Origin of the sequence: Burkholderia sp. RF2-non_BP3 (assembly GCF_001522185.1) — a bacterium.
Taxonomy (GTDB): Bacteria; Pseudomonadota; Gammaproteobacteria; order Burkholderiales; family Burkholderiaceae; genus Burkholderia; species Burkholderia diffusa.
Genome location: NZ_LOSU01000024.1, coordinates 160,204 through 183,779, shown reverse-complemented (window position 1 = coordinate 183,779; position 23,576 = coordinate 160,204). Strand labels below are relative to the sequence as shown.

23 protein-coding genes are annotated in these 23,576 nt (G+C 67.6%); 7 read left to right on the top strand and 16 right to left on the bottom strand.

Features of this window, described 5'->3' with window-relative positions; translation table 11 throughout:
* Positions 1-52 precede the first annotated feature (52 nt).
* The 11 genes from WS45_RS10140 to flhD all read right to left on the bottom strand — a co-directional run bounded on the left by WS45_RS10140 (position 53) and on the right by flhD (position 11,133).
* On the bottom strand, positions 53-1,144 hold the full coding sequence (locus WS45_RS10140) for a protein-glutamate methylesterase/protein-glutamine glutaminase (RefSeq protein ID WP_059533483.1): 1,092 nt from the start codon (positions 1,142-1,144) through the stop codon (positions 53-55).
* Positions 1,141-1,887 carry a chemoreceptor glutamine deamidase CheD gene (gene cheD / locus WS45_RS10135; protein WP_059699654.1) on the bottom strand — a complete coding sequence of 249 codons (747 nt, stop codon included), beginning with the start codon at positions 1,885-1,887 and terminating at the stop codon, positions 1,141-1,143. Before cheD ends, WS45_RS10140 begins: the two co-directional genes overlap by 4 nt.
* Positions 1,884-2,867: a CheR family methyltransferase gene (locus WS45_RS10130; protein ID WP_059699652.1), complete on the bottom strand. Its 984-nt coding sequence runs from the start codon at positions 2,865-2,867 to the stop codon at positions 1,884-1,886. Before WS45_RS10130 ends, cheD begins: the two co-directional genes overlap by 4 nt.
* A 3-nt stretch (positions 2,868-2,870) precedes the next feature.
* Positions 2,871-4,817 (bottom strand): methyl-accepting chemotaxis protein, encoded by a 1,947-nt coding sequence (locus tag WS45_RS10125; protein WP_059699650.1) that lies wholly within the window; start codon positions 4,815-4,817, stop codon positions 2,871-2,873.
* Positions 4,818-4,854: 37 nt separating this feature from the next.
* A complete protein-coding gene (gene cheW, locus WS45_RS10120) occupies positions 4,855-5,370 on the bottom strand; it encodes a chemotaxis protein CheW (RefSeq protein WP_031397017.1) in 516 nt (171 codons plus the stop codon).
* 48 nt (positions 5,371-5,418) lie between these two features.
* The gene (gene cheA / locus WS45_RS10115; protein ID WP_059699648.1) at positions 5,419-7,656 is read right to left on the bottom strand and encodes a chemotaxis protein CheA; all 2,238 of its coding nucleotides are present in this window, start codon (positions 7,654-7,656) and stop codon (positions 5,419-5,421) included.
* Between the two features lie 33 nt (positions 7,657-7,689).
* Positions 7,690-8,067, bottom strand: coding sequence for a response regulator (locus tag WS45_RS10110; protein ID WP_059533493.1), 378 nt, complete (start codon positions 8,065-8,067; stop codon positions 7,690-7,692).
* Between the two features lie 24 nt (positions 8,068-8,091).
* Positions 8,092-9,111: a flagellar motor protein MotB gene (gene motB, locus WS45_RS10105; RefSeq protein ID WP_059533495.1), complete on the bottom strand. Its 1,020-nt coding sequence runs from the start codon at positions 9,109-9,111 to the stop codon at positions 8,092-8,094.
* A 13-nt stretch (positions 9,112-9,124) separates the two neighbouring features.
* Positions 9,125-9,985: a flagellar motor stator protein MotA gene (gene motA, locus WS45_RS10100; protein WP_059452624.1), complete on the bottom strand. Its 861-nt coding sequence runs from the start codon at positions 9,983-9,985 to the stop codon at positions 9,125-9,127.
* Between the two features lie 179 nt (positions 9,986-10,164).
* Complete coding sequence (flhC, locus tag WS45_RS10095; RefSeq protein WP_059452623.1) at positions 10,165-10,719, bottom strand: flagellar transcriptional regulator FlhC; 555 nt, start codon at positions 10,717-10,719, stop codon at positions 10,165-10,167.
* A gap of 93 nt (positions 10,720-10,812) precedes the next feature.
* Positions 10,813-11,133 carry a flagellar transcriptional regulator FlhD gene (gene flhD, locus WS45_RS10090; RefSeq protein WP_014895554.1) on the bottom strand — a complete coding sequence of 107 codons (321 nt, stop codon included), beginning with the start codon at positions 11,131-11,133 and terminating at the stop codon, positions 10,813-10,815.
* Positions 11,134-11,172: 39 nt separating this feature from the next.
* On the opposite strand from flhD, the gene WS45_RS34860 reads away from it, so the two are divergent.
* Both WS45_RS34860 and WS45_RS10085 read left to right on the top strand, forming a co-directional pair.
* Positions 11,173-11,568 (top strand): hypothetical protein, encoded by a 396-nt coding sequence (locus WS45_RS34860; RefSeq protein WP_156437106.1) that lies wholly within the window; start codon positions 11,173-11,175, stop codon positions 11,566-11,568.
* Between the two features lie 231 nt (positions 11,569-11,799).
* Complete coding sequence (locus tag WS45_RS10085) at positions 11,800-12,864, top strand: glycosyltransferase family 4 protein (protein ID WP_059533497.1); 1,065 nt, start codon at positions 11,800-11,802, stop codon at positions 12,862-12,864.
* Between the two features lie 110 nt (positions 12,865-12,974).
* On the opposite strand, the gene WS45_RS10080 is transcribed toward WS45_RS10085, so the two are convergent.
* Entirely contained in the window at positions 12,975-13,271 is a 297-nt protein-coding gene (locus tag WS45_RS10080; protein ID WP_059533499.1) for an H-NS histone family protein, read from the bottom strand.
* A gap of 297 nt (positions 13,272-13,568) precedes the next feature.
* On the opposite strand from WS45_RS10080, the gene aqpZ reads away from it, so the two are divergent.
* Positions 13,569-14,309: an aquaporin Z gene (gene aqpZ / locus WS45_RS10075; protein ID WP_059699646.1), complete on the top strand. Its 741-nt coding sequence runs from the start codon at positions 13,569-13,571 to the stop codon at positions 14,307-14,309.
* Positions 14,310-14,414: 105 nt separating this feature from the next.
* On the opposite strand, the gene WS45_RS10070 is transcribed toward aqpZ, so the two are convergent.
* Positions 14,415-15,248 (bottom strand): Cof-type HAD-IIB family hydrolase, encoded by an 834-nt coding sequence (locus WS45_RS10070; protein ID WP_059699644.1) that lies wholly within the window; start codon positions 15,246-15,248, stop codon positions 14,415-14,417.
* Between the two features lie 153 nt (positions 15,249-15,401).
* The gene (locus WS45_RS10065) at positions 15,402-16,283 is read right to left on the bottom strand and encodes a BadF/BadG/BcrA/BcrD ATPase family protein (RefSeq protein WP_059699642.1); all 882 of its coding nucleotides are present in this window, start codon (positions 16,281-16,283) and stop codon (positions 15,402-15,404) included.
* Between the two features lie 141 nt (positions 16,284-16,424).
* On the opposite strand from WS45_RS10065, the gene WS45_RS10060 reads away from it, so the two are divergent.
* A complete protein-coding gene (locus WS45_RS10060; protein WP_059533507.1) occupies positions 16,425-17,030 on the top strand; it encodes a DNA-3-methyladenine glycosylase I in 606 nt (201 codons plus the stop codon).
* Between the two features lie 330 nt (positions 17,031-17,360).
* On the opposite strand, the gene rpsU is transcribed toward WS45_RS10060, so the two are convergent.
* Positions 17,361-17,573: a 30S ribosomal protein S21 gene (rpsU, locus tag WS45_RS10055; protein WP_006401410.1), complete on the bottom strand. Its 213-nt coding sequence runs from the start codon at positions 17,571-17,573 to the stop codon at positions 17,361-17,363.
* Between the two features lie 547 nt (positions 17,574-18,120).
* Here rpsU and WS45_RS10050 point away from each other — a divergent pair.
* From WS45_RS10050 to WS45_RS10040, 3 genes are all read left to right on the top strand, one after another.
* Positions 18,121-18,939: a flagellin domain-containing protein gene (locus tag WS45_RS10050; protein WP_059508662.1), complete on the top strand. Its 819-nt coding sequence runs from the start codon at positions 18,121-18,123 to the stop codon at positions 18,937-18,939.
* 184 nt (positions 18,940-19,123) lie between these two features.
* The gene (gene fliD / locus WS45_RS10045; protein ID WP_059699640.1) at positions 19,124-20,557 is read left to right on the top strand and encodes a flagellar filament capping protein FliD; all 1,434 of its coding nucleotides are present in this window, start codon (positions 19,124-19,126) and stop codon (positions 20,555-20,557) included.
* Between the two features lie 40 nt (positions 20,558-20,597).
* Positions 20,598-20,897 carry a flagellar protein FliT gene (locus WS45_RS10040; RefSeq protein WP_059533511.1) on the top strand — a complete coding sequence of 100 codons (300 nt, stop codon included), beginning with the start codon at positions 20,598-20,600 and terminating at the stop codon, positions 20,895-20,897.
* Positions 20,898-21,067: 170 nt separating this feature from the next.
* Here WS45_RS10040 and WS45_RS10035 read toward each other — a convergent pair whose 3' ends face one another.
* Entirely contained in the window at positions 21,068-23,557 is a 2,490-nt protein-coding gene (locus WS45_RS10035; RefSeq protein WP_059699638.1) for a tetratricopeptide repeat protein, read from the bottom strand.
* Positions 23,558-23,576: the final 19 nt, after the last annotated feature.

Sequence of the window (23,576 nt, the reverse complement as noted above, 5' to 3'; positions counted from 1 at the left end):
GATTCGTTACCGTCGGGGCCCGCAGCATCGCACGCGCCCCCTGACATTTCATTCAGACGCGCTGCACGCGGTCGCCCATCGTCGCCAGTCGCGCCATCACGCGCCGGCTCATCTCCGAAAGCGGCGCGACCTCGTCCGCGCCGCCGAGCGCGATCGCCTCGCGCGGCATCCCGAACACGATGCAGCTCGCCTCGTCCTGCGCGAACGTGTGGGCGCCCGCGCGCTTCATGTCCAGCAGGCCGGCCGCGCCGTCGCGGCCCATCCCCGTGAGGATCACGCCGATCGCGTTCTTGCCCGCATGCTGCGCCGCCGAGCGGAACAGCACGTCGACCGACGGCCGGTGCCGGTTCACCGGCGGCTCGTCGGACAGCTGCGCGATGTAGTTCGCGCCGCTGCGCGCGAGCAGCAGGTGCGCATGGCCCGGCGCGATGTACGCATGGCCCGGCAGCACGCGCTCGCCGTGCTCGGCTTCCTTCACCGCGATCCGGCACAGGCCGTTCAGCCGCTGCGCGAAGGACTTCGTGAAGCCGGGCGGCATGTGCTGCGCGATCAGCACCGCCGGCGCGTCCGGCGGCAGCGGCGTCAGCACCTCGCGGATCGCCTCGGTGCCGCCCGTCGACGCGCCGATGATGATCAGCTTCTCGGTACTGACGAGCGGGTTGTTGACCATCGGCGCGGCCGGCTGGCCGCTCGCCGCGCGCGCGGCGGCCTGCGGCTGCGGCGTCTGGCGCACGCGGGCGCGCGATGCGGCGCGGATCTTGTCCGCGAGCTTTTCCGCGTAGTCGAGCATGCCGTCGCGAATCCCGACGCGCGGCTTCGTGACGAAATCCACCGCGCCGAGTTCGAGCGCGCGCAGCGTGATTTCGGAGCCGCGCTCGGTCAGCGACGACACCATCACGACCGGCATCGGCCGCAGGCGCATCAGCTTCTCGAGGAAGTCGAGCCCGTCCATGCGCGGCATTTCGACGTCCAGCGTCAGGACGTCGGGGTTGTGCTGCTTGATGAGCTCGCGCGCGACGAGCGGATCGGGCGCGGTCGCGCACACTTCCATGTCGGGCTGGCTGTTGATGATCTCCGTCATCAGGCTGCGGATCAGCGCCGAGTCGTCGACGCACAACACTTTGATCTTCTGCACTGCGGTCATGCCTCCTGCTTTCTCGAAAGGTTGGCCGCAAACGGGCTGCCGGCCTTCGTGTTCGTCGTCTGCGCGCCCGCGCCGCCGCGTGCGCCGAACAGCTCGATGCGCGGGCGTGCCGGCGGCGGCGCGGCCGGCCGCTTCGCCGCGAACAGCTCGACGTGCGCGCGCGGCCGCTCGGCGCGCACGCGGTCGGCCTCGCGCGCCAGCGCGGCTTCGCGCTCGGTCACGCCCGGCACCTGCAGCCGCAGCTTCTTCACCATCGCGCGGCCGGTGCGCGGCATGAACGCGACCTTGCGCGGGTGCACGCCCTGCAAGTCCTCCGCGGTGATGCGGATGCGTTCGAGCGCGAGGTAGCGGCGCACGAAATCCGCGTTGCGGTCGCCGATGTTGATGGTCGTCATCCCGGCCAGCACGGCCGCGCCGCCGAACACCTTCGCCTCGAGGCGCTCGCGGCGCCCGCCGGCCTTGATCAGTTCGTTGATCAGCACTTCCATCGCGTACGCGCCGTAGCGCATCGACTCCGACGCGGCCGCGCCGGCATCGGCGCCGTCGTCGGGCAGCATGAAGTGATTCATCCCGCCGATGCCCGCCAACGGGTCGTGCAGGCACGCGGCGACGCACGAGCCGAGCACGGTCATCAGCACCATGTCCTCGGACGTCGTGTAGAACTCGTTCGGCAGCAGCTTCACGCCGGGGCGTTCGAAGTGGTTGTCGAAGTAGCGATTGGTCGCGATCGGCAGGGCGCTCATCCGCGTTCTCCGTAAGCGGGCACGGCGCCCACGGCACGCGCATGGGCGCGCGGCGCCGCCGCGGCCGGCGCGGCGCCGTGCGGGCGCAGGCCCGGCGCGGCATCGCGCGTCAGTTCGTACACCGTCTGCCCGCGCAGCCGGAACGCCTGCGAGACGTACGTGAAATTCTCCGAATGCCCGGCGAACAGCAGGCCGCCCGGCTTCACGAGCGGCTCGAAGCGCGACAGCACCTGCCCCTGCGTCGGCTTGTCGAAATAGATCATCACGTTGCGGCAGAAGATCGCGTCGAACGGCTTCGCGATCCCGTAGTCGGCATCGGTCAGGTTCAGTTGCTCGAAGCGGATCATCGCGCGCAGTTCCGGGCGCACCTTCACGCGGCCGGCCTGCGCGCCGGTGCCCTTCAGGAAGAAGCGCTTGAGCCGCTCCGGGCTCAGGTGCTTGACCTGGTCGTACGTGTAGATGCCGGCCTCGGCCTTCGCGAGCACCTGCGTGTCGAGATCGGTCGCGAGGATCGATGCGCCGCGCGCGGCCGATTCGCCGAGCGCCTCGATCAGCGTGATCGCGATCGAGTAAGGCTCCTCGCCGGTCGACGCCGCCGAGCACCACACCGACACGGGCGCCGCGCGACGCTTCACGAAGTCGGCGAGGATCGGGAAATGGTGCGACTCGCGAAAGAACGCGGTCAGGTTCGTCGTCAGCGCGTTGGTGAACGCTTCCCACTCGAGCGGATCGTCCTCCTGCTCGAGCAGGTCGAGGTAGTCGCGGAACGTGTCGAGGCCGCGTGCGCGCAGCCGGCGTGCGAGCCGGCTGTACGCCATGTCGCGCTTGTGCTCGGACAGGGAAATGCCCGCGCGTTGATGGATCAGCGCGCGGATGCGTGCGAAATCCGCGCCGGTAAACGCGAAGTCGCGCCCCGGCTCGCCCGCGCGGGGCGAGGCATCCGGTGCATCGGATCGAAACGGTGCGCGCGCGGACGGCATGGCTTAGAAAGTCTCCCAGTCGTCGTCGGACGTGCCGGCCGCCGCCATCGCCGGCTTCTCGCCGTTCAGCGCGGGACGTACCAGTGCGGGCTTCTCGGCGGACTTCGGCGCCGGTGCGGCGGCCGCCTTCGCGAGACGCGGGCCGTAGCCGCCCGCGGCCGGCGCTTCCTTCGATGCGCGTGCGGCAGCGGCGTCCGGCGCGCGCCGGGTTTCGTGACTCGCGGCCGGTGCCGCGGCATGCGGCGCCGGTGCGGCGCGACGGGCCGGCTGCGCGGCAGGCTGCGGTGCCGGCAATGCGGCCGGCGCCGCTTCGTGACGGTGCGCCGACGGCAACGCCGGCGCCGCTGCGTGCGCGGCCGGGCGTGCAGCGTTGCGCGCCGGCGCGAGCGCGATGCCGCCCGCGACGCGCCACTCCGACACGACCGCCTTCATCTGGCGCGTCTGCTCCTCGAGCGAGGCGGCCGCCGCCGCGGCCTGCTCGACGAGCGCCGCGTTCTGCTGCGTGACCGAATCCATCTGGCCGACCGCGCGATTGACCTGCTCGATGCCGGTCGACTGCTCGTCCGACGCGGCGCTGATCTCGCCCATGATGTCGGTCACGCGGCGCACGGCCTGCACGATCTCGTCCATCGTCGAGCCGGCGCGCGCGACGAGCGCCGACCCGCTTTCGACCTTCTCGGCCGAATCGCCGATCAGCTGCTTGATTTCCTTCGCGGCGCTCGCGCTGCGTTGCGCCAGCGAGCGCACTTCGCCCGCGACCACGGCGAAACCGCGGCCCTGCTCGCCCGCGCGCGCGGCTTCGACCGCCGCGTTCAGCGCGAGGATGTTGGTCTGGAACGCGATGCCTTCGATCGTGCCGATGATGTCGACGACCTTGCCCGAGCTCGCCGCGATGTCCTGCATCGTCGACACGACCTGGCCGACGACGTCGCCGCCCTGCGTCGCGATGTCGGACGCGTTCACCGCGAGCTGGCTCGCCTGCCGCGCGTTCTCCGCGTTCTGCCGCACGGTGCCGGTCAGCTGCTCCATGCTCGATGCGGTTTCCTGCAGCGACGCGGCCTGCTCCTCGGTGCGCTGCGACAGGTCGGTGTTGCCGGTCGAGATCTCGCGCGCGCCGACGTCGATCGACTCGGTGCCGCGATGCACGGCCTGCACCATCGTCGTCACGGCGTCCTGCATCCGCTTGATGCCGCCGAACAGACGGCCGATCTCGTTGCTGCTGGACACGTTCACCGGCTGCGTGAGGTCGCCGCCGGCGATGCGCTCGAAGTGCGCGATCGCGTCCTCGAGCGGCTTCACGATCAGCCCGCGCATGGCGAAGCGGATCGCGATCACGACGACGAACGCGATCGCGATGCCGGCCGCGATCAGCGCGACCATCAGCGAGATCTGCGACTGCGTCGCGGCCTGGCGTTCTTCCGCGCGCTTCTGCAGCGATGCGATCACGGCCGCCGCCGTCTGGTCGAACGCGACGAACATCGGGCTGATCTTCGCGTCGGCAATCGCGTGGTACGCCGCCATGTCGCCCGCGCGCGCCGCGGCAAATTCGGGCTCGACGCCTTCCTTCACGATCGTCGTGTAGCGGGCGGTGAGCTCGTCGACGAGCGCCTGCTCGACGCCGAGCTTCGGCGTCGACTGGAACGCCTGCCAGTTCTGGTTCGACTTCGTATACAGCTCCTGCGCACGGTCGAGCACCTTCGCCGCCTCGGCCGTATTGCCGGCTTCGGTCAGCGTACGGAAGCGATCGAGCGCAATGCGCGAGCGCAGCAGGTGCGCGGCCGTGTCGTCCAGCGTGTGAATCGCCGGCAGGTCGACGTGCGCGATCTCGTCGAGCGAACGGCTCGCGTGATTGAGCGCGTAGAGGCCGAGCCCGCCGACCGCGGCGGCCAGGCACACGAGGATGAGTCCGACCGCCGTGAGCGTCGTGCGGATCGACCAGTTATGCAACATTGCAGATTCTCCCGAAATTCCTGCGCGCGCGGCGCGCTTACCCGCCGAGCGTCTCGATCAGCGCCATTTCCCGGCTCGACATCAGCTTCTCGATGTCCATCAGGATCAGCATCCGGCCATCGACGGTGCCGAGGCCCGTCAGGTACTCGGTCGTCAGCGTCGCGCCGAACTCCGGCGCCGGCATGATCTGGTCGGTCTGCAGCGTCAGCACGTCCGACACGCCGTCGACCACCATCCCGACCACGCGGTTCGACACGTTCAGGATGATCACGACGGTCTGGTGGTCGTACTCGACGCGGCCGAGATGGAACTTGATCCGCATGTCGACGATCGGCACGATGATGCCGCGCAGGTTGATCACGCCCTTGATGAAGTCCGGCGCGTTCGCGATGCGCGTGACGCTGTCGTAGCCGCGGATTTCCTGCACCTTCAGGATGTCGATCCCGTATTCCTCGTCGCCGAGCGTGAAGACGAGGAACTCCTGGCCCGTCGCATCGCCCTGCTCCGCGTCGCGGCGGCTGGTTGCCGCGTTCGCCGCGGCCGGATTGATCATTTGGACTTCAGCAGACACGTTTGCCCCCAATCGGTTGAATGGCGAGAGTCAGAAGATGGCGAGCTCGGCGCCGGCTCGGGCGCCGTGCGTCGCACGGGTTTCACGGTTCAGCGCCGCGACGTCGACGATCAGTGCGACGCTGCCGTCGCCGAGGATGGTCGCCGCCGAGATGCCGTGCACCTTGCGGTAATTCGTTTCGAGGTTCTTCACGACCACCTGCTGCTGGCCGACCAGTTCGTCGATCAGCATCGCGAAGCGGCGCCCCTCGGTTTCCATGATCGTGACGATTCCCTGGGTCGGATCCGTGCGCGCGTCCTCGACCGAGAACACCTCGTGCAGCGCGACGAGCGGCAGGTATTCGCCGCGCACGCGCACCACGCGCTCGCCGTTGCCGACCGTGTAGATGTCGTCGTTCGACGGCTGCAGCGACTCCATCACGAAGTTCAGCGGCAGGATGAATATCTCCGTGCCGACCTTCACCGACATCCCGTCGAGGATCGCGAGCGTGAGCGGCAGCACGATCCGCGTGGTCGTGCCGCGGCCGGCCTGCGAGCTGATCTCGACGTGGCCGCCCATCGACTGGATGTTGCGCTTCACGACGTCCATCCCGACGCCGCGGCCCGACACGTCGGTCACCGTCTCGGCGGTCGAGAAGCCCGGCGCGAAGATCAGTTGCCAGACTTCGTCGTCGCTGATGGTGTCGGGAATCTGCATGCCCTGCTTCGCGGCCTTCGCGAGAATCCGCTCGCGGTTCAGGCCGCCGCCGTCGTCGCTGACCTCGATCACGATGTTGCCGCCGTGATGCGCGGCCGACAGCACGAGCTGGCCGACCGCGTCCTTGCCGGCGGCGACGCGTTTGTCGACGGTCTCGATCCCGTGGTCGAGGCTGTTGCGCACGAGGTGGGTGAGCGGGTCGATGATCCGCTCGATCAGGCTCTTGTCGAGCTCGGTCGCCTGGCCGAACGTGACGAGCTCCACCTGCTTGCCGAGCTTGCCGGCCAGGTCGCGCACGAGGCGCGGGAAGCGGCTGAACACGTAGTCCATCGGCATCATGCGGATCGACATCACCGCTTCCTGCAGGTCGCGCGCGTTGCGTTCCAGTTGCGCCATCCCGTTGAAGAGGCGGTCGTGCAGCGCCGGATCGAATGCGCTCGCCGTTTCCGCGAGCATCGCCTGCGTGATCACGAGTTCGCCGACCAGGTTGATCAGCTGGTCGACCTTCTCGACGCCGACGCGGATCGAGCTGCCTTCGGCGCCCGATGCGGCGGCGGCCGGGCGCGGACGCTTGTCGTCGTGGTGGGCGGCGGCGTGGGCAGCCGGCGCGGCGGCTTCGGCGTGCGGTTGCGGAGCCGCTTGCGGCGCCGGTTGCGCGGCGGCGCCCGGCTGCGCCGGCGCTTGCGATGCGGCGGCGGCCGGCGCGGCACCGGCGGCTTGCGCGAATACCTCGACGCGTGCGGCCGGCTCCGGCGCGGCGGCCGGTTCGAGCGGGGCCGGCGCGGCGGCAGGCGCCGCCGGTGCGGCCGGCGCGGTGCCGCGCGCGATGCGGATCTGGCTGTCGTCGATCACGAAGCAGCACACGGCGACGATGTCGTCGGACGGCACGTCCGATTCGAGCCACAGCGTCAGGTCCGCGCCCGCTTCCTCGCGGCCGACGATCCGGCCGAGATTGCCGAGTTCCTCGGTGAGCAGCGCCTGGTCCTTCGCGTCGACGCCGACGAGCGTGATCTTCAGGTGCGGGCCGCCCGCGCCGGCGTCGTCCGCCGGATGCGCGGCCGCGACGGCCTGTTCGACCACGTGATCGGGCGCGCGGTCGTCGGCGACGGGCGCCGGCGCCGGTGCGGCCGCCTCGGCCGGCACCGCAGGCGCGACGTCCGCGGCCGCGGGCGCACCCGCGCCGCTCTCGGCCTTCAGACGTTCGAGCTTCGCGCAGATCGTCGCGGCAGCCGCCGCGTCCGGTTCCGCGCTGGCGCGATAGTCGACCAGCTGGTCGGACAGCACGTCCTTGGTCTCGAGGAACGCGTCGACCATTTCCTTGGTCAGCGTCAGCTCATGGTTGCGCGCGCGGTCGAGCAGCGACTCGAGGATGTGGGTCGTCTCGGTCAGCGCGGAAAAGCCGAAGGTCGCCGCGCCGCCCTTGATCGAATGCGCGGCGCGGAAGATCGCGGCCAGATCCTCGGGGTCGGGCGAGCCGACATCGAGGTTCAGCAGCAGCTGCTCCATCTGCGCGAGCAACTCGTCCGCTTCGTCGAAAAAGGTCTGGTAGAACTGCGTGATGTCGAGAGTCATGCCCGGTCACCGGTTGAATTCGTCGCGTACATGTCAGGAGGCGGTCTGCTCGGAGAGCGTCGCGACCAGGTCGATCAGCACGGCCGGGTCGATCGGCTTTTCGATCCAGCCGGTCGCGCCCGCGTCGCGCGCGGCGTCCTTGAAGGCATCGCTGCCTTCGGTGGTCAGCACGAGGATCGGCGTATCCGCGTATGCCGTCAGCTTGCGCAGCGAGGCGATCACCTCGAGCCCGTTCTTGCGCGGCATGTTCTGGTCGGTCAGCACCAGGTCGTACGGCACGGTGGCCGCCATGTCGAAGCCGGCTTCGCCGTCCGGCGCCACCGTCACGTCGTAGCCGGCCTGCGCCAGCGTCGCCTGCAGCAGCGCGCGCATGGTCGCCGAGTCGTCGATGGCGAGAATGGTTCGGATCATGTCTGTCTCGAAATCTGGGAAACGTCAGGGTTTCGGCGCCACGGCGACGGCGCTCGCGAGCGCCGGTCGCGCGGCCGGCGCCGGGCCGTCGAGCTGCTGGGCCAGCAGCTTCGAGCCCGCCGCGTCGGCCGACAGCGTCGTGGTCGTCGCGTCGTCGCGCATCAGCGCGTCTTCGGATTTGCGATTCAGCACGATCACGCTGATCCGGCGGTTTTCCGGATCGAGCGGATCGGCCTTGTTCAGGTTCTGCGTCGACGCGAGGCCGAGCACGCGCAGCACCTTCGCCTCGTCCATGCCGCCCGCGATCAGCTCGCGGCGCGACGCGTTCGCGCGGTCGGCCGACAGCTCCCAGTTGCTGTAGCCGCCCTCGCCGCCCGCGTACGGCACCGCGTCGGTGTGGCCCTGGACAATGATCCGGTTCGGCACGTCGTTCAGCGTCTTGCCGATCTCGCGCAGGATGTCGCGCATGTACGGCTCGACGTGGTCGCTCGACATCGCGAACATCGGCCGCTTCTGCGTATCGACGATCTCGATGCGCAGCCCCATCAGCGTCGAATCGATGCGGATCTGCTGCTTGAACTGGCGCAGCGTCGGGTTCGCCTCGATCGCCGCCATCAGCTTGATCTGCAGGTCGTGCAGGCGCGTCTGCTCGAGCCGGTCCTGCGCGCCCTGCGCCTGCGAGCGCGTCTTGTCGTCGCCGGCCTTCGCGACGCGGTCGGCGAGCGACGTCGTGCCGTCGGTGCGGCGCAGCGAGCCGGCGTCGAGGCTCGACAGGTCGCGGCCGCCGCCGTTGATGATGCTGGAGTCCTGCGAGCTGCGATCGCCGCTGCCGAACAGCGCGGCCTTCAGCGGCGTGTTGAAGTACTCGGCGATCCCCTTCAGCTGCACCGGCGTGACCGAGCTCAACAGCCACATCAGCAGGAAGAACGCCATCATCGCGGTCATGAAGTCGGCATAGGCGAGCTTCCATGCGCCGCCGTGGTGGCCCTTCTTCTGCGGGGCCACCCGTTTCACGACGATCGCGCGATCCTTGTTCTTGCTCATCGAACGCTCCGCGTCACTTCGCCTTCACGCGGCGCACGTGCTCTTCGAGCTCGGTGAACGACGGCCGCTCGGTCGAGAACAGCACCTTGCGGCCGAATTCGACCGCGATCGCCGGCGCATAGCCGTTCAGGCTCGCGAGGATCGTCACCTTGATGCACTGGAACATCTTGGTCGACTCGGCCACGCGCTGCTCCGCGAGGCTCGCGAGCGGCCCGATCAGCCCGTACGACAGCAGGATCCCGAGGAACGTGCCGACCAGCGCCTGCGCGATCATCGCGCCGAGCACCGCGGGCGGCTTGTCGGCGGATGCCATCGTGTGGACGACGCCCATCACGGCCGCGACGATCCCGAACGCCGGCATCGCGTCGCCGACGCGCATCAGCGCGTGCGCCGGGCCCTCGCCTTCGGCGTGGTGCGTCTCGATCTCCTCGTCCATCAGGCTCTCGATCTCGAACGCGTTCATGTTGCCGCCCACCATCAGGCGCAGGTAATCGGTCAGGAATTCGACGATGTGGCGATCGGCGAGGATCTTCGGGTATTGCGTGAAGATCGGGCTCTTGTCCGGATCGTCGATGTCGGCCTCGAGCGTCAGCGTGCCTTCCTTGCGCGCCTTGGCGAGCAGCACGTACAGGAGCGCCATCAGCTCCATATAGACGTCCTTGGTGTACTTCGAGCCCTTGAAGAGCGTCGGCAGCACACGCAGCGTCCCCTTGATGGTCTTCATGCCGTTGCCGAGGATGAACGCGCCGACGCCCGCGCCCGCGATCATCAGGATCTCGACCGGCTGGATCAATGCGCCCAGATGCCCGCCTGCCAGCGCGTAACCGCCGAAGACGGACAACAGCGTCACGAGTGTTCCCACGATAATCAGCACTGCCTGTCCCTCACGAATGACCGGCGGGGAGACCGCCGTTAATCAGGTTTACGGCAGTCGGCAGGAAAACTTTCGCGGTCGTGCCGCGGCGGCGCGGCGGTGTTTACCAGCAAGCCCCGGCCGGTTCGCGCGGCGCGCGGCGGCCGTCCGGCGTCCGCTCGCGCCCCGCCCGAAGGCGCTCAGGCCGCGGCAGCGGACAGCTCGGCGCGCGCGGCGGCGGCCTTGCGGGTCTTGCCCGCGCGCGACGGCGGCTGGCAGAGGCCGCACACGAAACCTTGATGCGGATCATGCGCATGCGCGACGAAGTGGCCGCCGCAACGCGTGCACGGGGTCATCTGCAGCATCCCCGAGTCGAAGAAGCGCACCAGCGTCCACGCGCGCGTGAGGCTCAGCGCGGCCTCGTCGCCGGACAGGTTCACGTGCTCCAGATAGAGCCGGTACGCCTTCACGATCGACTGGATCGGCTCGCAGCGGCCGTGATCCTGCATGAACCGGTAGATGTTGTAGAACAGCGACGAGTGGATGTTCGGCTGCCACGTCATGAACCAGTCGGTCGAGAACGGCAGCATCCCCTTCGGCGGCGACGCGCCCTTCAGCTCCTTGTACAGCTTGATCAGGCGATCGCGCGACAGGCTCGTTTCCGCCTCCAGCAGCTGCAGCCGGGCGCCCAGTTCGATCAGTTCGATGGCGAGGGTGATTTCCTTCACCTCGATCACGACGCTTTTGCTTGCCATGGTGAATAACCGTCCGCTTGACGTTGTTCGGATGAGTGGCCAAAGCGCCGCCGGCCGGCGCGGCGCGCCGGGACGAACGCAAGGCGGGAAGGATCAGCGGACGCTTTCGACCGGCTGGCCGGCCATCAGGATGGCCGAATGCGCGTGCGTGACGACGTCGCTGCGCCCCTTGTCGGCGAGCGACGACAGCAACGCGTGATCGTCGAAGCGGAAGCGGCACAACATCTGGTTCGATGCGGCGAGCTTCACGGTCTGGGCGAGCGTGAGGTTCGCGAGCACGTCGGCCAGTTCCTGGGACACGCCCATGCGGAACATGCCCATCGCTTTGTCTTCCCGCAGCAGGCGCTGCGCGAGGAGGAGGTACGACAGGTTGACCTCTTTGATCTCACTGAGCATTTCGCTGGTGGCGCTCATGATTCCCCCGTTAAGAGCTTTGCTTTGGCCTTTCATGTTATGAAAACGTTTGCTCGATCAGGCCGCGCTGGGCGCACCGTCGGCACGTTTATAGTCTTACAGGGCGAATTTTGGCCAAACGGGATTTATGTCGGTATCAGCGAAGTGGCGTATGCCGCGCAGGATTTGTCTGTAAACCGTGTAGGAATTTTTCCGACAAAGCGAATTGAAAGGGAACAAACGGCGGGGCGAGTGACGCGCGAATTCGTCGACGATGCGGTACCGCATGGGACAAATCCGGCTGGAGGCCTTCCGACAAGGCTGCCGGAAAGTGAATCGGTAAAAATTATAGTGGTTTTTCACGATAGCGCAACAATTCTCGTTGCCATATCGCTTTATGTTTCCGCACCCTTTTTATCGGGGTTTTCGCGTATTTCATGGTGTAACAAGCCTTAAGTGTTTGAAAAAACACTCGAACCCCTGAAGGCGATATCGATAATGGACTCCAATGGGCGGCGGCGGGAGCCGTGCCGGCCCGCCCCGCAGCTTGCCGCCCGGCCTCCCGCGCACCGCGCCCCGGACCGGGCCACGTACCGCAGAGCGCGTGCGTCGGCGAGTTCCGCAACCCTGCATCTGACCAGCATGCGCACTCGAGCGCCCTGCGCTGGTCGACACCGGAGAACGCCCATGCGTATTGCCCAGATCGCGCCGCTTTACGAAGCTGTCCCGCCGAAACTCTATGGCGGCACCGAGCGTGTCGTGTCCTACCTCACCGAGGCGCTCGTCGAGCTTGGCCACGACGTGACGCTGTTCGCGAGCGGCGACTCCGTCACGTCCGCCCGTCTCGAGGCGGCATGGCCGCGCGCCCTGCGGCTCGACCCGTCGATCCGCGACTCGATGGCGCCCCATATGCGCCTGATCGAACAGGTCGCCCGTGTCGCGCACGAATTCGACGTGCTGCACTTCCACCTCGACTACATGCCGTTCTCGCTGATGTCGCGCCTCGATACGCCTTACGTGACGACGCTGCACGGCCGCCTCGACCTGCCGGAGCTGCAGCCGGTGTTCGACGCCTTCCCGGACGCGCCGGTCGTGTCGATCTCGAACAACCAGCGCAAGCCGCTGCCGCAGGCCGCGTGGGCCGGCACCGTGTATCACGGGCTGCCCGACACGCTGCTCACGCCGCAACCGCACGTGAAGCCCGAATACCTCGCGTTCCTCGGCCGGATCTGCCCCGAAAAGCGGGTCGACACCGCGATCCGGATCGCCGCGCAAAGCGGGTTGCCGCTGAAGATCGCCGCGAAGGTCGACAAGGCCGACGCCGATTACTTCAAGGAAGTGATCGAGCCGCTGCTCGGCGAGGCGCACGTCGAATTCATCGGCGAGATCAACGAGGCGCAGAAGCCGGCGTTCCTGTCCGGCGCGAAGGCGCTGCTGTTCCCGATCGACTGGCCGGAGCCGTTCGGCCTGGTGATGATCGAGGCGATGGCCTGCGGCACGCCGGTCGTCGCGTTCAACCGCGGCTCGGTGCCGGAAGTGATCGAGGACGGCGTGACCGGCTTCATCGTCGAGGACGTGCAGGGCGCCGTCGGTGCGCTGCACCGGATCGACAGCCTGTCGCGCGACGCGATCCGCGCACGTTTCGATACGCGCTTCAGCTCGAAAGCGATGGCGCGGCGTTATGTCGAAACTTACGAATCGCTTTGCACGGCGGCAAAACGGCCGGTCTTGCGTCAGGTCGCGGGCGCCTGACGCCGAAATTCGTCAGGAAATATCCGGTGAAATTCGCGCCGAAATCGGCGTGAAAATTCCGAAAACGCCAAAGAGCCGCATCGTCGATGCGGCTCTTTCTTTTTGCGCGGTCATTCGATCAGGAAACGATCGCGGTTTTTCCCGACGATCCAATTCGGCGGCTTGCCGCGCCCGCTCCAGGTTGCGCCCGACTTCGGGTCGCGGTATTTCGGGGGCAGCGGCGCCTTTTTCGGCGGACGGCCGCGCCGCGCGCGCTCCGCGAAGCCCAGGTCCTCGGCCGTCAGGCCATATTCGGCAATCATCCGCTGGACGTCGGCGATCACCGTCGCCACTTCCTGGCGACGCACGTCGTCCGCCTGGGCCTGCAGCTCGGCGATCTGCGCCTTGAGTTTCGCGTATTGAGACATTTTTCGACTCCCCTTTTCCATGATGCGGCTCCAGCGAGTCCGGCCGGAACGCCAACATCCGTTACGTCATCGTACTGCCGCCCTGCTCTTCGAATTTAATGCTGTCATCTTTAACCGATTCGTCGATATCGAGAATGCGGACTTATTCTAATAAAAGCCATTCGCCCGCCATTCAAATTTAACAATCGTTGACCCTCGCGAAGCCGATTCATTTCCTATAATCCAGACCAATTCCGGGCGTCGGAATAAAACTCCGGTCGCCCGTTTGTCTTCAACCCACTTGAACGAGGTCCTTACATGAATCTTTCTCAGCGTCTGGCTGCAGAGGTATTCGGCACGTTCTGGCTGGTGCTCGGCGGGTGCGGAAGCGCCGTGCTGGCCGCCGCCTTTCCGGGCCTCGGCATCGGCTTTGCCGGCGTCGCACTCGCCTTCGGCCTGACCGTGCTGACGATGGCATTCGCGATCGGCCATATTTCGGGCTGCCACCTGAATCCGGCGGTGAGCGTCGGCCTGACGGTCGCCGGCCGCTTCCCGGCGCGCGATCTCGCGCCGTACATCGTTGCGCAGGTGGTCGGCGCCACGCTGGGTGCGTTCGTGCTGTACCTGATCGCGACCGGCAAGCCGGGCTTCGACGTCGTCGGCAGCGGCTTTGCGACGAACGGCTTCGGCGAGCGCTCGCCCGGCCATTACTCGCTCGGCGCGGCGTTCATCTGCGAAGTCGTGATGACGGCCTTCTTCCTGTTCGTGATTCTCGGCGCCACCGACAAGCGCGCGCCGGCCGGCTTCGCGCCGATCGCGATCGGCCTGTGCCTGACGTTGATTCACCTGATCTCCATCCCGGTCACCAACACGTCGGTGAACCCGGCCCGCTCGACCGGCCCGGCGCTGTTCGTGGGCGGCGAGGCGATCGGCCAGCTGTGGCTGTTCTGGATCGCGCCGATCATCGGTGCGGCAATCGCGGGGATCGTCTATCCGCTCATCGCGGGGCGCGACGATGCCGTCGGCCTCCTGCCCGCATCCGCTCGCACCAACGAATAAAACGCTACGGGGTCACGCGAGCAGAGCAGCGAGCCTCACGCTGTCGAACAACATAGAGGCAGGTAATTTGGACGGGCGCCGCTGGCGCCCGTTTTTCATGGCCGCTCAGGAAGCGGCGACGCCGTCGAGGGTGTCCTCGAGCGCGAACAGCGTGCGCAGGTGGCGGGCGACGCCCGCGTCGAAGTTGTTGCCGATCCGCGGGATGTGCGGCAGGTGCGCGATCAGGTCGGGGTTCGCGTTGTTCATCATGAACGCGTGACCGGCCGTTTCGAGCAGGTCGATGTCGTTCATGTTGTCGCCGAACGCGATGCAGTGGCCGGCGTCGACGCCGAGCCGCGCGAGCACCGCACGCAGCGCGCGGCCCTTCGACACGTTGGCGGTCATCACTTCGAGACAGTCGGGCAGCGAATACGTGACGTACAGCGCATCGCCGAACCGCACGCGCATCTGCTCGGCGACCACCGCCAGATCGGCCGGCTCGCCGATGTACAGCACCTTCGCGATATCGGCGCCGTCGTGCGCGGACATGTCGATCACGTCGTACCGGAATCCCGAATCCTGGTGGAATTCGAGCAGGTGCGGCGCGTCGCGGTCGATCAGCCAGCCGCGGTCGGTGAACAGGTTGACGATCACGCGCCCGTGCGCGCCGGTCACGCCCGGCTGCACGAGGCCGCGGACGATCGCGGGATCGATGTCCTGCGCGTGGATCGCCGTGTCGTCCGGCGCATGCACGCGCGCGCCGTTCGACGTGATCAGGTACGGCCGGATGCCCAGCACGTCGCGGATGCCGGCGACGTCCGCATAGTGGCGCCCCGTCGCGATCACGAATTGCAGGCCGTCGCGGTCGAGCCGGCGGACGGTCTCGATCGTGTACGGATCGAGCTGGTGGTCGCTGTTCAGCAGGGTGCCGTCGAGATCGGTGGCGATGACTTTGTACATGGGGACGGGTGAATGGCGCGCAGGACGCTGCGGAACCGCCATTTTAACGTCGTGCCCGCGGGGCCGCCGGGCGGTTGGGGAACGAGCCGGTTTCGGGCCATTCGGCCTGCCCGGCCGGCTCACCACTCACCGCACGCTGCCCATTTGAACCGCTCACCCCGCTTCGGCTGCCCTCAATGCCTGCAACGCAAGCCACAACGCGCCGTGCGCGGAATCGTCGAGCGGCGCGCGCAGCCGGGCCGCGTGGCGCGCCGGCACGGCCGGCGCCAGCGCGTCGGCCAGCCCGCCGCACAGCGCGACCGGCAACGCCTGCCGCGGATCGAGCGCGTCGATCATCTTGCCGATCTCTTCGCCGGCCTGCGCGATCAGCGCCGCCGCACAAGGATGGTCGCGGTGCGCGAACACGATCGGCGCGAGGCGCGCGTAGATCGTCTGGTTCGCATCGCACGACCACTGGACGAGCGCGTCGCGATCGTGCACACCCGTTTCCGCGAGCAGCGCGCCGGCGAACGCGTCGCGCGGCACGCGGCCGTCGAGCGCCTGCTGCGCGTATGCAAGCGCGCGCATGCCGAGCCACGCGCCGCTCGCCTCGTCGCCGGACGGAAAACCGAAGCCGCCCGCGATGCGGCAGTCGCCCGCCGCGTCGAGCGCCGCCGCGATGCTGCCCGTGCCGAGTGCGACGATGAGCCCCGGCGCGCCGCCGTGCGCGCCGACGACGGTCGTATACGCGTCGCTCTCGATCGCGAGCGCGTCGAGCGGCGCCTGCGCACGGAACGCGGCGAGCCACGCGGCGTTGTTGACGCCCGCGAGCCCGCAACCGAGCGCGCATTGCGACCAGTCGAACGCGAGCCCGGCCCGCGTGAAGGCGTCGGCGCAGGCCGCGCCGATCGATGCCCACGCGCGCTCGATGCCGAGGCCGAGCCCCGACGGGCCGCCGCGCCCCTGTGCGAGCTCGCGCCCGTGCCGGTCGGCCAGTACCGCACGGGTGCCGGTGCCGCCGCCGTCGATGCCGATCGCAAAAAGTAGTGCCGTCATGCGTTGATCCTGCTGATTCGAACAGGCGCCAAGCTTAACCGGATCGGCGCCGCGCGCCCATCTGCCGTTCGGCCAGCTATGCCGCGAATGGACCTTCCGCTATGCTGGCACGATCGAATCGACTCTGGAACGAGGCTGACGATGTCGCAGCGGTGCAACTGGGTAAGGACGGAAGCGGATGCTCACTATCACGATACCGAGTGGGGCGTGCCGTCGCATGACGATCGCCATCTGTTCGAAATGCTGATTCTGGAAGGCGCGCAGGCGGGGCTGTCGTGGTCGACGATCCTGAACAAGCGCGCCGGCTATCGCGAGGCGTTCGCCGAGTTCGATGTCGACGCGGTCGCGCGCTTCACGCCGAAGCGCATCGAGAAGCTGCTCGAAAATCCGGGCATCGTGCGCAATCGCGCGAAGGTGGAATCCGCGGTGACCAATGCGCGGGCCGTGCAGCGCATTCGCGACGACCACGGGTCGCTCGCGCAATTCCTGTGGTCGTTCGTCGACCATACGCCGGTGCAGAACGCGTGGCAGTCGTATCGCGACGCGCCCGCGTCGACCGCCGAGTCCGATGCGCTCAGCAAGGCGCTGAAGGAATACGGCTGCAAGTTCGTCGGCTCGACGATCTGCTACGCGCTGATGCAGGCAACCGGGATGGTCAACGACCATGAGACCGGCTGCCCGTGTCACGCCAAATGCGCGGCGCTCGGCGGCAAGCAGCAGCCGGCGCGGCGCCGCAAGGCAGGCTGACGGCGACGCAGCGCCGCCCGGCGGGCCGGGTCGGTGCATCGATACGTCATCGCGTCGTGCGCGGCTCGCACGCACGCGCTGCGTTTCTTCAAACAGATGCCGATCGCGTCACGCCGACGCCGAGCGTCGCGACGACGACTTCGGAACGAACCCCGCGCCGGCCCGCAACGGCCCGGCAATCCGTCGAACCCCCGCGTCGCCGCCAGGCGGCCACCCCGCCAAGGCTTGATTCCCGAGATCGAAGCCGTTTTTTCCGGCCCGAAAAGCAAAACGGCGGAGCGGCTTCTTTCGAAGCACGCTCCGCCGTTTCGCGGCGAACCGTAGATGCTCTTAGTGGAGCTTCTTCGGCAGCATCTGGCTGCGCAGGCGCTTGTGCAGGCGCTTGACGGCTGCTGCCTTCTTGCGCTTGCGGACTGCGGTCGGCTTTTCGTAGGACTGGCGTTCGCGCAGTTCAGCGATCAGGCCATTTTTTTCGATAGCACGGCGAAAGCGGCGAATCGCCACTTCGAACGGCTCGTTTTCTTTCAGAAGAATCGTCGTCATGTCGTTCCTAAATTGCTTAAACGGTCAAAAACGTAGCGGCCAAGCGCCACGCACCGGCCATCCGGGCGTCCCCACAACAGGCGAAACGAGCGGAAATACGGCCTCGGAGGCCGGAAAAGAGAGGCACAAAGCACCGCGAGTACGCTTCACAAGCCGCGTGCAGCGCCGCGTTTGACTGCCAGCAAGAGTGCCGGGACGGCACAGGCTTGACAGAAAATCTCAATTCAGCCCGCCATCATATCAGGAAATCACAGACAAAACTATCCTTTTGTCGATCCCGGTTCGCCGCCCCGCGCGGCGCGGCCGCATAAACCGTCCAACGAGACCGTCGCGCAACCCCGCCGAAATCGCTGCCAGCCATACCAGGCGCGGACTTCGCGGCAGCGGCATGCTTCCGTCCCGATTTTCCTCACACATCCCTCTAAAGTTTTCGCCGGGTGCCGCCGTCAACCAGGAAAGGCGGGCAGCGCCACTCGCGATAAAGCGCAACGCCGAAAACGAACCTGATCCTGTCTGTACTCAGGCATTTTCCAAAACGAGGAAGCAAATGCTGAACATCAACACCAACATCCTTTCGCTGTCGACGCAGACGAACCTGTCGGGCTCGCAAAACGCGCTGTCGCAAGCGATCAACCGCCTGTCGTCGGGCAAGCGCGTGAACAGCGCAGCGGACGACGCAGCGGGCCTCGCAATCGCGACGACCCAGACGGCCGCGATCAACGCGCTGAACCAAGGCGTGTCGAACGCGAACAACGGCATCTCGATGGTCCAGACGACCGCCGGCGCGCTCCAGTCGATCGTCGACAACCTGCAACGTATCCGCCAGCTGGCAGTTGAAGCAGGCGACGGCTCGCTCGACTCCAACGCACGTGCAAACCTGCAGTCGGAAGTCTCGACCCGTCTGACGGAAATCTCGCGCGTCGCAACGCAAACGACGTTCAACGGTCAATCCGTCCTGCAAGGCCTGGGCACGGTCAGCTTCCAGATCGGCGCAATCAACGGCCAGACGATCGCAGCGAACTTCGGCTCGCAGAGCTGGGACTCGGCAAACCTCGGCCTCTCCGCGCTGACGGTTTCGAGCGTCACGGATTCGCAAGCCGCGATGGGCTCGATCGACGCAGTGCTGACGAAGGTCAACACGTTCCAGGCAACGCTCGGCGCAACGCAGAACACGTTCCAGTCGGCCATCACGAACACGCAGACGCAATCGACCAACATGTCGGCAGCCCGTTCGCAGATCACCGACGCGGACTTCGCGACGGAAACGGCGAACCTGAGCAAGGCGCAAGTGCTGCAACAAGCAGGTATCTCGGTGCTGGCACAAGCGAACTCGCTGCCGCAGCAAGTCCTGAAGCTCCTGGGTTAATACCCCACGACCGGCGGCGCGCGTCTCGCGACGCGCCGTCCGCCGGCACGGGCGCCGCGACCTGGGTCCGGCGCCCGCGCCTTTTCATCGCGCACCCGGGAGGCTCACCTCCCGTTGCGCGCTTGTTCGACACCGACGCGCGATTCGCCCGAACCTGTCCGGCGATGCGGACCGGAGCACCCGAATGACCTCGACGACCACCACCACCACGTCCTCCAGCGACCTGAACACCGCGCTCCAGCAGGCTGCGCAGTCCCTCATCAGCGGCTCGACGAAGTCGTCGCTCGACGTCAATTCGCTCGTCTCCGCGCTCGTCACCGCGAAGACCGCCGCGCAAACGACCGCACTCGCGAACAAGCAAACGTCCGACAACACCGAACTGTCCGCGATCGGGCAGATCAAGTCGCAGCTCGCGGCGCTGCAAACGGCGCTGAAGGGCCTCACCGACGGCACGGCGCTGTCGGCGCTGACCGCGACGGCCAGCGGCTCCGGCCTCACCGCCACCACCGCGAGCGGCGCGGCGGCCGGCACGTACGCGGTGAAAGTCAACGCGGTCGCGACCGCCAACTCGATTTCTTCGCCGGCGCTCACGTCGTCCGACACGATCGGCAGCGGCACGCTGACCGTCGGCGTCGGCACCGGCTCGATGCAGCTGTCGGTCTCGTCGACCGATACGCTCGCGACGATCGCCGCGAACATCAACAAGGCCTCGAACAACCCGGGCGTGACGGCCACCGTGATCAACGCGTCCGACGGCCAGCACCTGGTGCTCTCGTCGAACAACACGGGGGCGGCGAACACGGTGTCGATCACCGCGGGCGCCGGCCTGAACAGCAAGCTCGACTCGACGCAGTCGACCTACAACACGGTGACGCCTGCCGCGGACGCCAACATCACGATCGCCGGCAGCACCGTGACGAGCGCGACGAACCAGCTCTCCAACGCGCTGACCGGCGTCACGCTGAACCTGACGGCCGCCGCGGTCAACACGACGCAGACGCTCACGATCGCGCAGGACACGACCGGCATCACGACGGCGATCAACAATTTCGCGAAGGCGTACTCGACCTTCGTCACGACGGCATCGAGCCTGTCGTCGTACACGACCACGTCGTCGGGCTCGACGGCCGGCCCGCTGCTCGGCGACGCGATGCTGAACTCGATCACGAACGGCCTCGCGACCGCGCTCAGCGGCGGCGTCACGTCGGGCGGCAAGACCTACAGCCTGTCGTCGATCGGCATCAACCTGAACACCGACGGCACGCTGACGGTCGACAGCACGAAGCTGCAGACCGCACTCACGACCAACGGCTCGGCCGTCTCGGCGATCTTCAACTCGACGAACGGCGTCGGGGTCGCGCTGAACAACTTCGCGAATTCGTACTCGCAGACGGGCGGCCTGATCGACCAGCGCACGGCCTCGCTGAACAAGGACCTATCGAATCTGCAGGACCAGGCGACGCAGCTGAAGAACTACCAGGCCTCGCTCACGGCGCAGTACAACGCGCAGTTCACCGCGCTCAACACGCTGATGACGAAGATGCAGAACAACCAGCAGTACCTGACGCAGCTGTTCGGCGGTGCGAGCAGCGCCGGCACGCTCGCCACCAACAAGTGACGGACCGGCACCCGGCCGCCGCCCACGAGGACTACTCGCCATGGAACACACTTCGCTGACACGCGCGCTGGCGCTCACGCACGCGCTCGCGGACGCCGTCTCGCACGACGCATGGGAGCGCGCCGCCGCGCTCGTGGACGAACGCGCGACGCTGCTGATGTCGCTCGACGCGGACCAGACGCCGGATGCGCTCGCGATCGTCCGCGAGATCCAGCGGCTCGACGCGATCATCACCGAACAGGCGAAGGCCGGCCGCGAACGGCTGATGACGAACCATCGGCTGGCGCTGCAGCGCATCGACGCGGCATCGCGTTATCAGTCGACCGGGATGCTCGGCTGAACCGCACCGACGTGTAACGAACGAGAACAACAACGACGCCCGCGAGGGCGCACTCCTCGAAGAGCCGCAGCGATGCGGCTTCTTTTTTTTGGGGGGACGTCCGCATGCGTCGCACCGCGCCGAAGCGCGCCGCGATGCCCGGCGGCGCGGCGCCTGACCGGCCGCGGCCGTTACCGCGCCGGCGCGTCGTCCGGGGTGCCGGCGAGCCACGCGTCCCACATGCCGTGGAACGCGTCCTCGAGGTGGCGGGCGAACCGCTTCGCGTCGCCGAGCGGCGAACGCTGCATCTGCTGACGCAACCCGGCACGCATCGCCGCGAGCTCGCCGCGATCGCGGGAGAACGCGACGGCCTTCGCGATGTAGTCCGCTTCGTCGCTCGCGATCCAGTCGCCGAGTCCGGCCGCATGCAGCAGGCTCTCGCAGATGTGCGTGACGAACCGCTCGCCCTTCATCCCGAGCACCGGCACGCCCATCCACAGCGACTCGGCCGTCGTCGTGCCGCCCGGGTACGGGAACGGGCTCAACATCACGTCCGCGCGGTTGTACGCAGCGAAGTACGCGTCGCGCGACGAGCCCTGCTCGAGGATCAGGCGGTCGGCGTCGATGCCGTGCGCCGCGAAGCGCGCGCGCGTCGCATCGCAGATGTCCTCGACCGCGAGTTCATACGCCTTGAGCAGCAGCTTCGCGCCCGGCACGGTGTGCAGCAGGCGCGACCAGACGCGCACCACGTCGTCGGTCACCTTCACGAGCTTGCCGAAGCAACCGAACGTGATGTGCCCGTTGCGCAGCATCGGCAGCGGGCCGACCTGCACGTCGTACGGCGGCGGCGTGAAGCACAGGTAGCTGTCCGGCAGCCGCCACGGCCGCTCGACGAAGTGCGCTTCCTCGGCGGCCGGCAGCACGTGCGCATCGCCGAGGAAATAGTCCATCTCCGCGATGCCGGTCGACGCGAAAAAGCCGAGCCAGCTCACCTGGATCGGCGCCGGCTTCCACGCAAAGGCAGGCAGCCGGTTGTGCGCCGTATGCCCGGCCAGATCGACGAGCACGTCGATCCGCTCTTCGTGGATGCGTCGGGCCGTCTGCTCCGTCCCGAGATCCGTGATGCGATGCCAGCCGTCGAAATGCGGCTTCAGCCGCGCGGTGTAGTCGTCCTCGGTGTCGAACGTCGTGAACGCGACCAGTTCGAGCCGCGACCGATCGAGATGCGCGACGACGCTTTCGAGAAAGATGCCGACCGGGTGCCGCCGGAAATCGCCCGACACGAAGCCGACACGCAACCTGCGCCCGTTCAGCGGCGCCGGCCGGTGCCGCCACGGCTGCGCGTGCATCGACATGCGCGCGCCGAACACGCGCGCATCCGCCAGATACGCTTCGGGGTCGAAGCTGGTCTGGCCCGCGAGGCAGAACAGCAGCGACGTGTAGGTGCCCGGATTGTCGGGATCGCACTCCAGCGCGCGGCGATAACACCGGATCGCCGCGTCGACGTCGCCGGTCTTGCGCAGCACGTCCGCGAGATGCGCATGCCGGCGCGCGGTGCCGGGTTCGAGTGCGACGGCGGCCTGCGCGCTTTCCAGCGCTTCATGGACGCGCCGCGCCTGGCACAGCGCGATCGACAGGTTCTGGTGAATGTCCGCCGAATCCGGATCGAATTCGAGCGCATGGCGGTACTGCACGATCGCGTCGTCGACGCGGTCCAGCCAGTAATACGCGTGGGCCAGGTTCACATAGCCTTCCGCGCGGCGCGGATCCAGCTCGATGGCCCGCTTGCCGGCCTCGACGGACTCCTCGATCCGGTTCTGGCTCTTCAGCGCCCGGCTCAGGTTGAGGTGTGCGTCGACGTCGCCGCCGGACAGTTCGACAACCCGTTCGAAATGCTCGATCGCTTCGTCGTTCCGGCCCGCTTCACGCAGCGCGCTGCCGAGACAGTTGTGGACCTGCGGATCCAGCGGATCGAGTTCGACCGCCCGACGCAGCGTCGCGATGGATTCGTCGAGGTCGCCGCGTGCGAGCAGCGCGGTGCCGAGATTGCCGTGCACGATCGCCCGGCCCGGGTTCAGCGCGACGGCCGCGCGATAGCTGTCCACCGCCGCGTCGAACTTGCGCTGCGTCGTCAGCACGTTGCCGAGATTGTTGTACGCGTCGGCGTAGCGCGGGTCATGCTCGATCGCCTTGCCGTATGCCAGCACCGCCGCATCCGCCTGACCGAGATCCTTCAGCGCGTTGCCCAGGTTGTTGTATGCCTGCGCATAGTCCGGCCGCAGCGCAATCGCCTGCGCGCAGTGCTGCATCGACGCATCCGGCTGCCGCGCCTCCCGCAGCGCATCGCCCAGGTTGTTGTGCGCTTCCGCGTAGTCCGGCTGCCGCCGCACCGCTTCGCGGTACTGAGCGATCGCATCGTCGAGCCGGCCTCGCTCGCGCAGCGCGTTGCCGAGGTTGTTGTGATAGATCGCGCTCGGATACGCGTCGATCGAGCGACGCATCAGCGCGATCCCTTCTTCCGGCTGCCCTGCCTGACAGGTCAGCAGCCCGAGGAAATGCAGCGCGTCCGGATGCGCGGGCTCGTGCGCGAGCAGCTGCTCGTAGCCCGCCTTCGCGTCGCCCAGCCGGCCCGCCTGGTGATGCGCCAGTGCGGCGCCGAGAATGTCCGTGGTCTGTTGCATGTCGTCGTTTCGTCGTTCG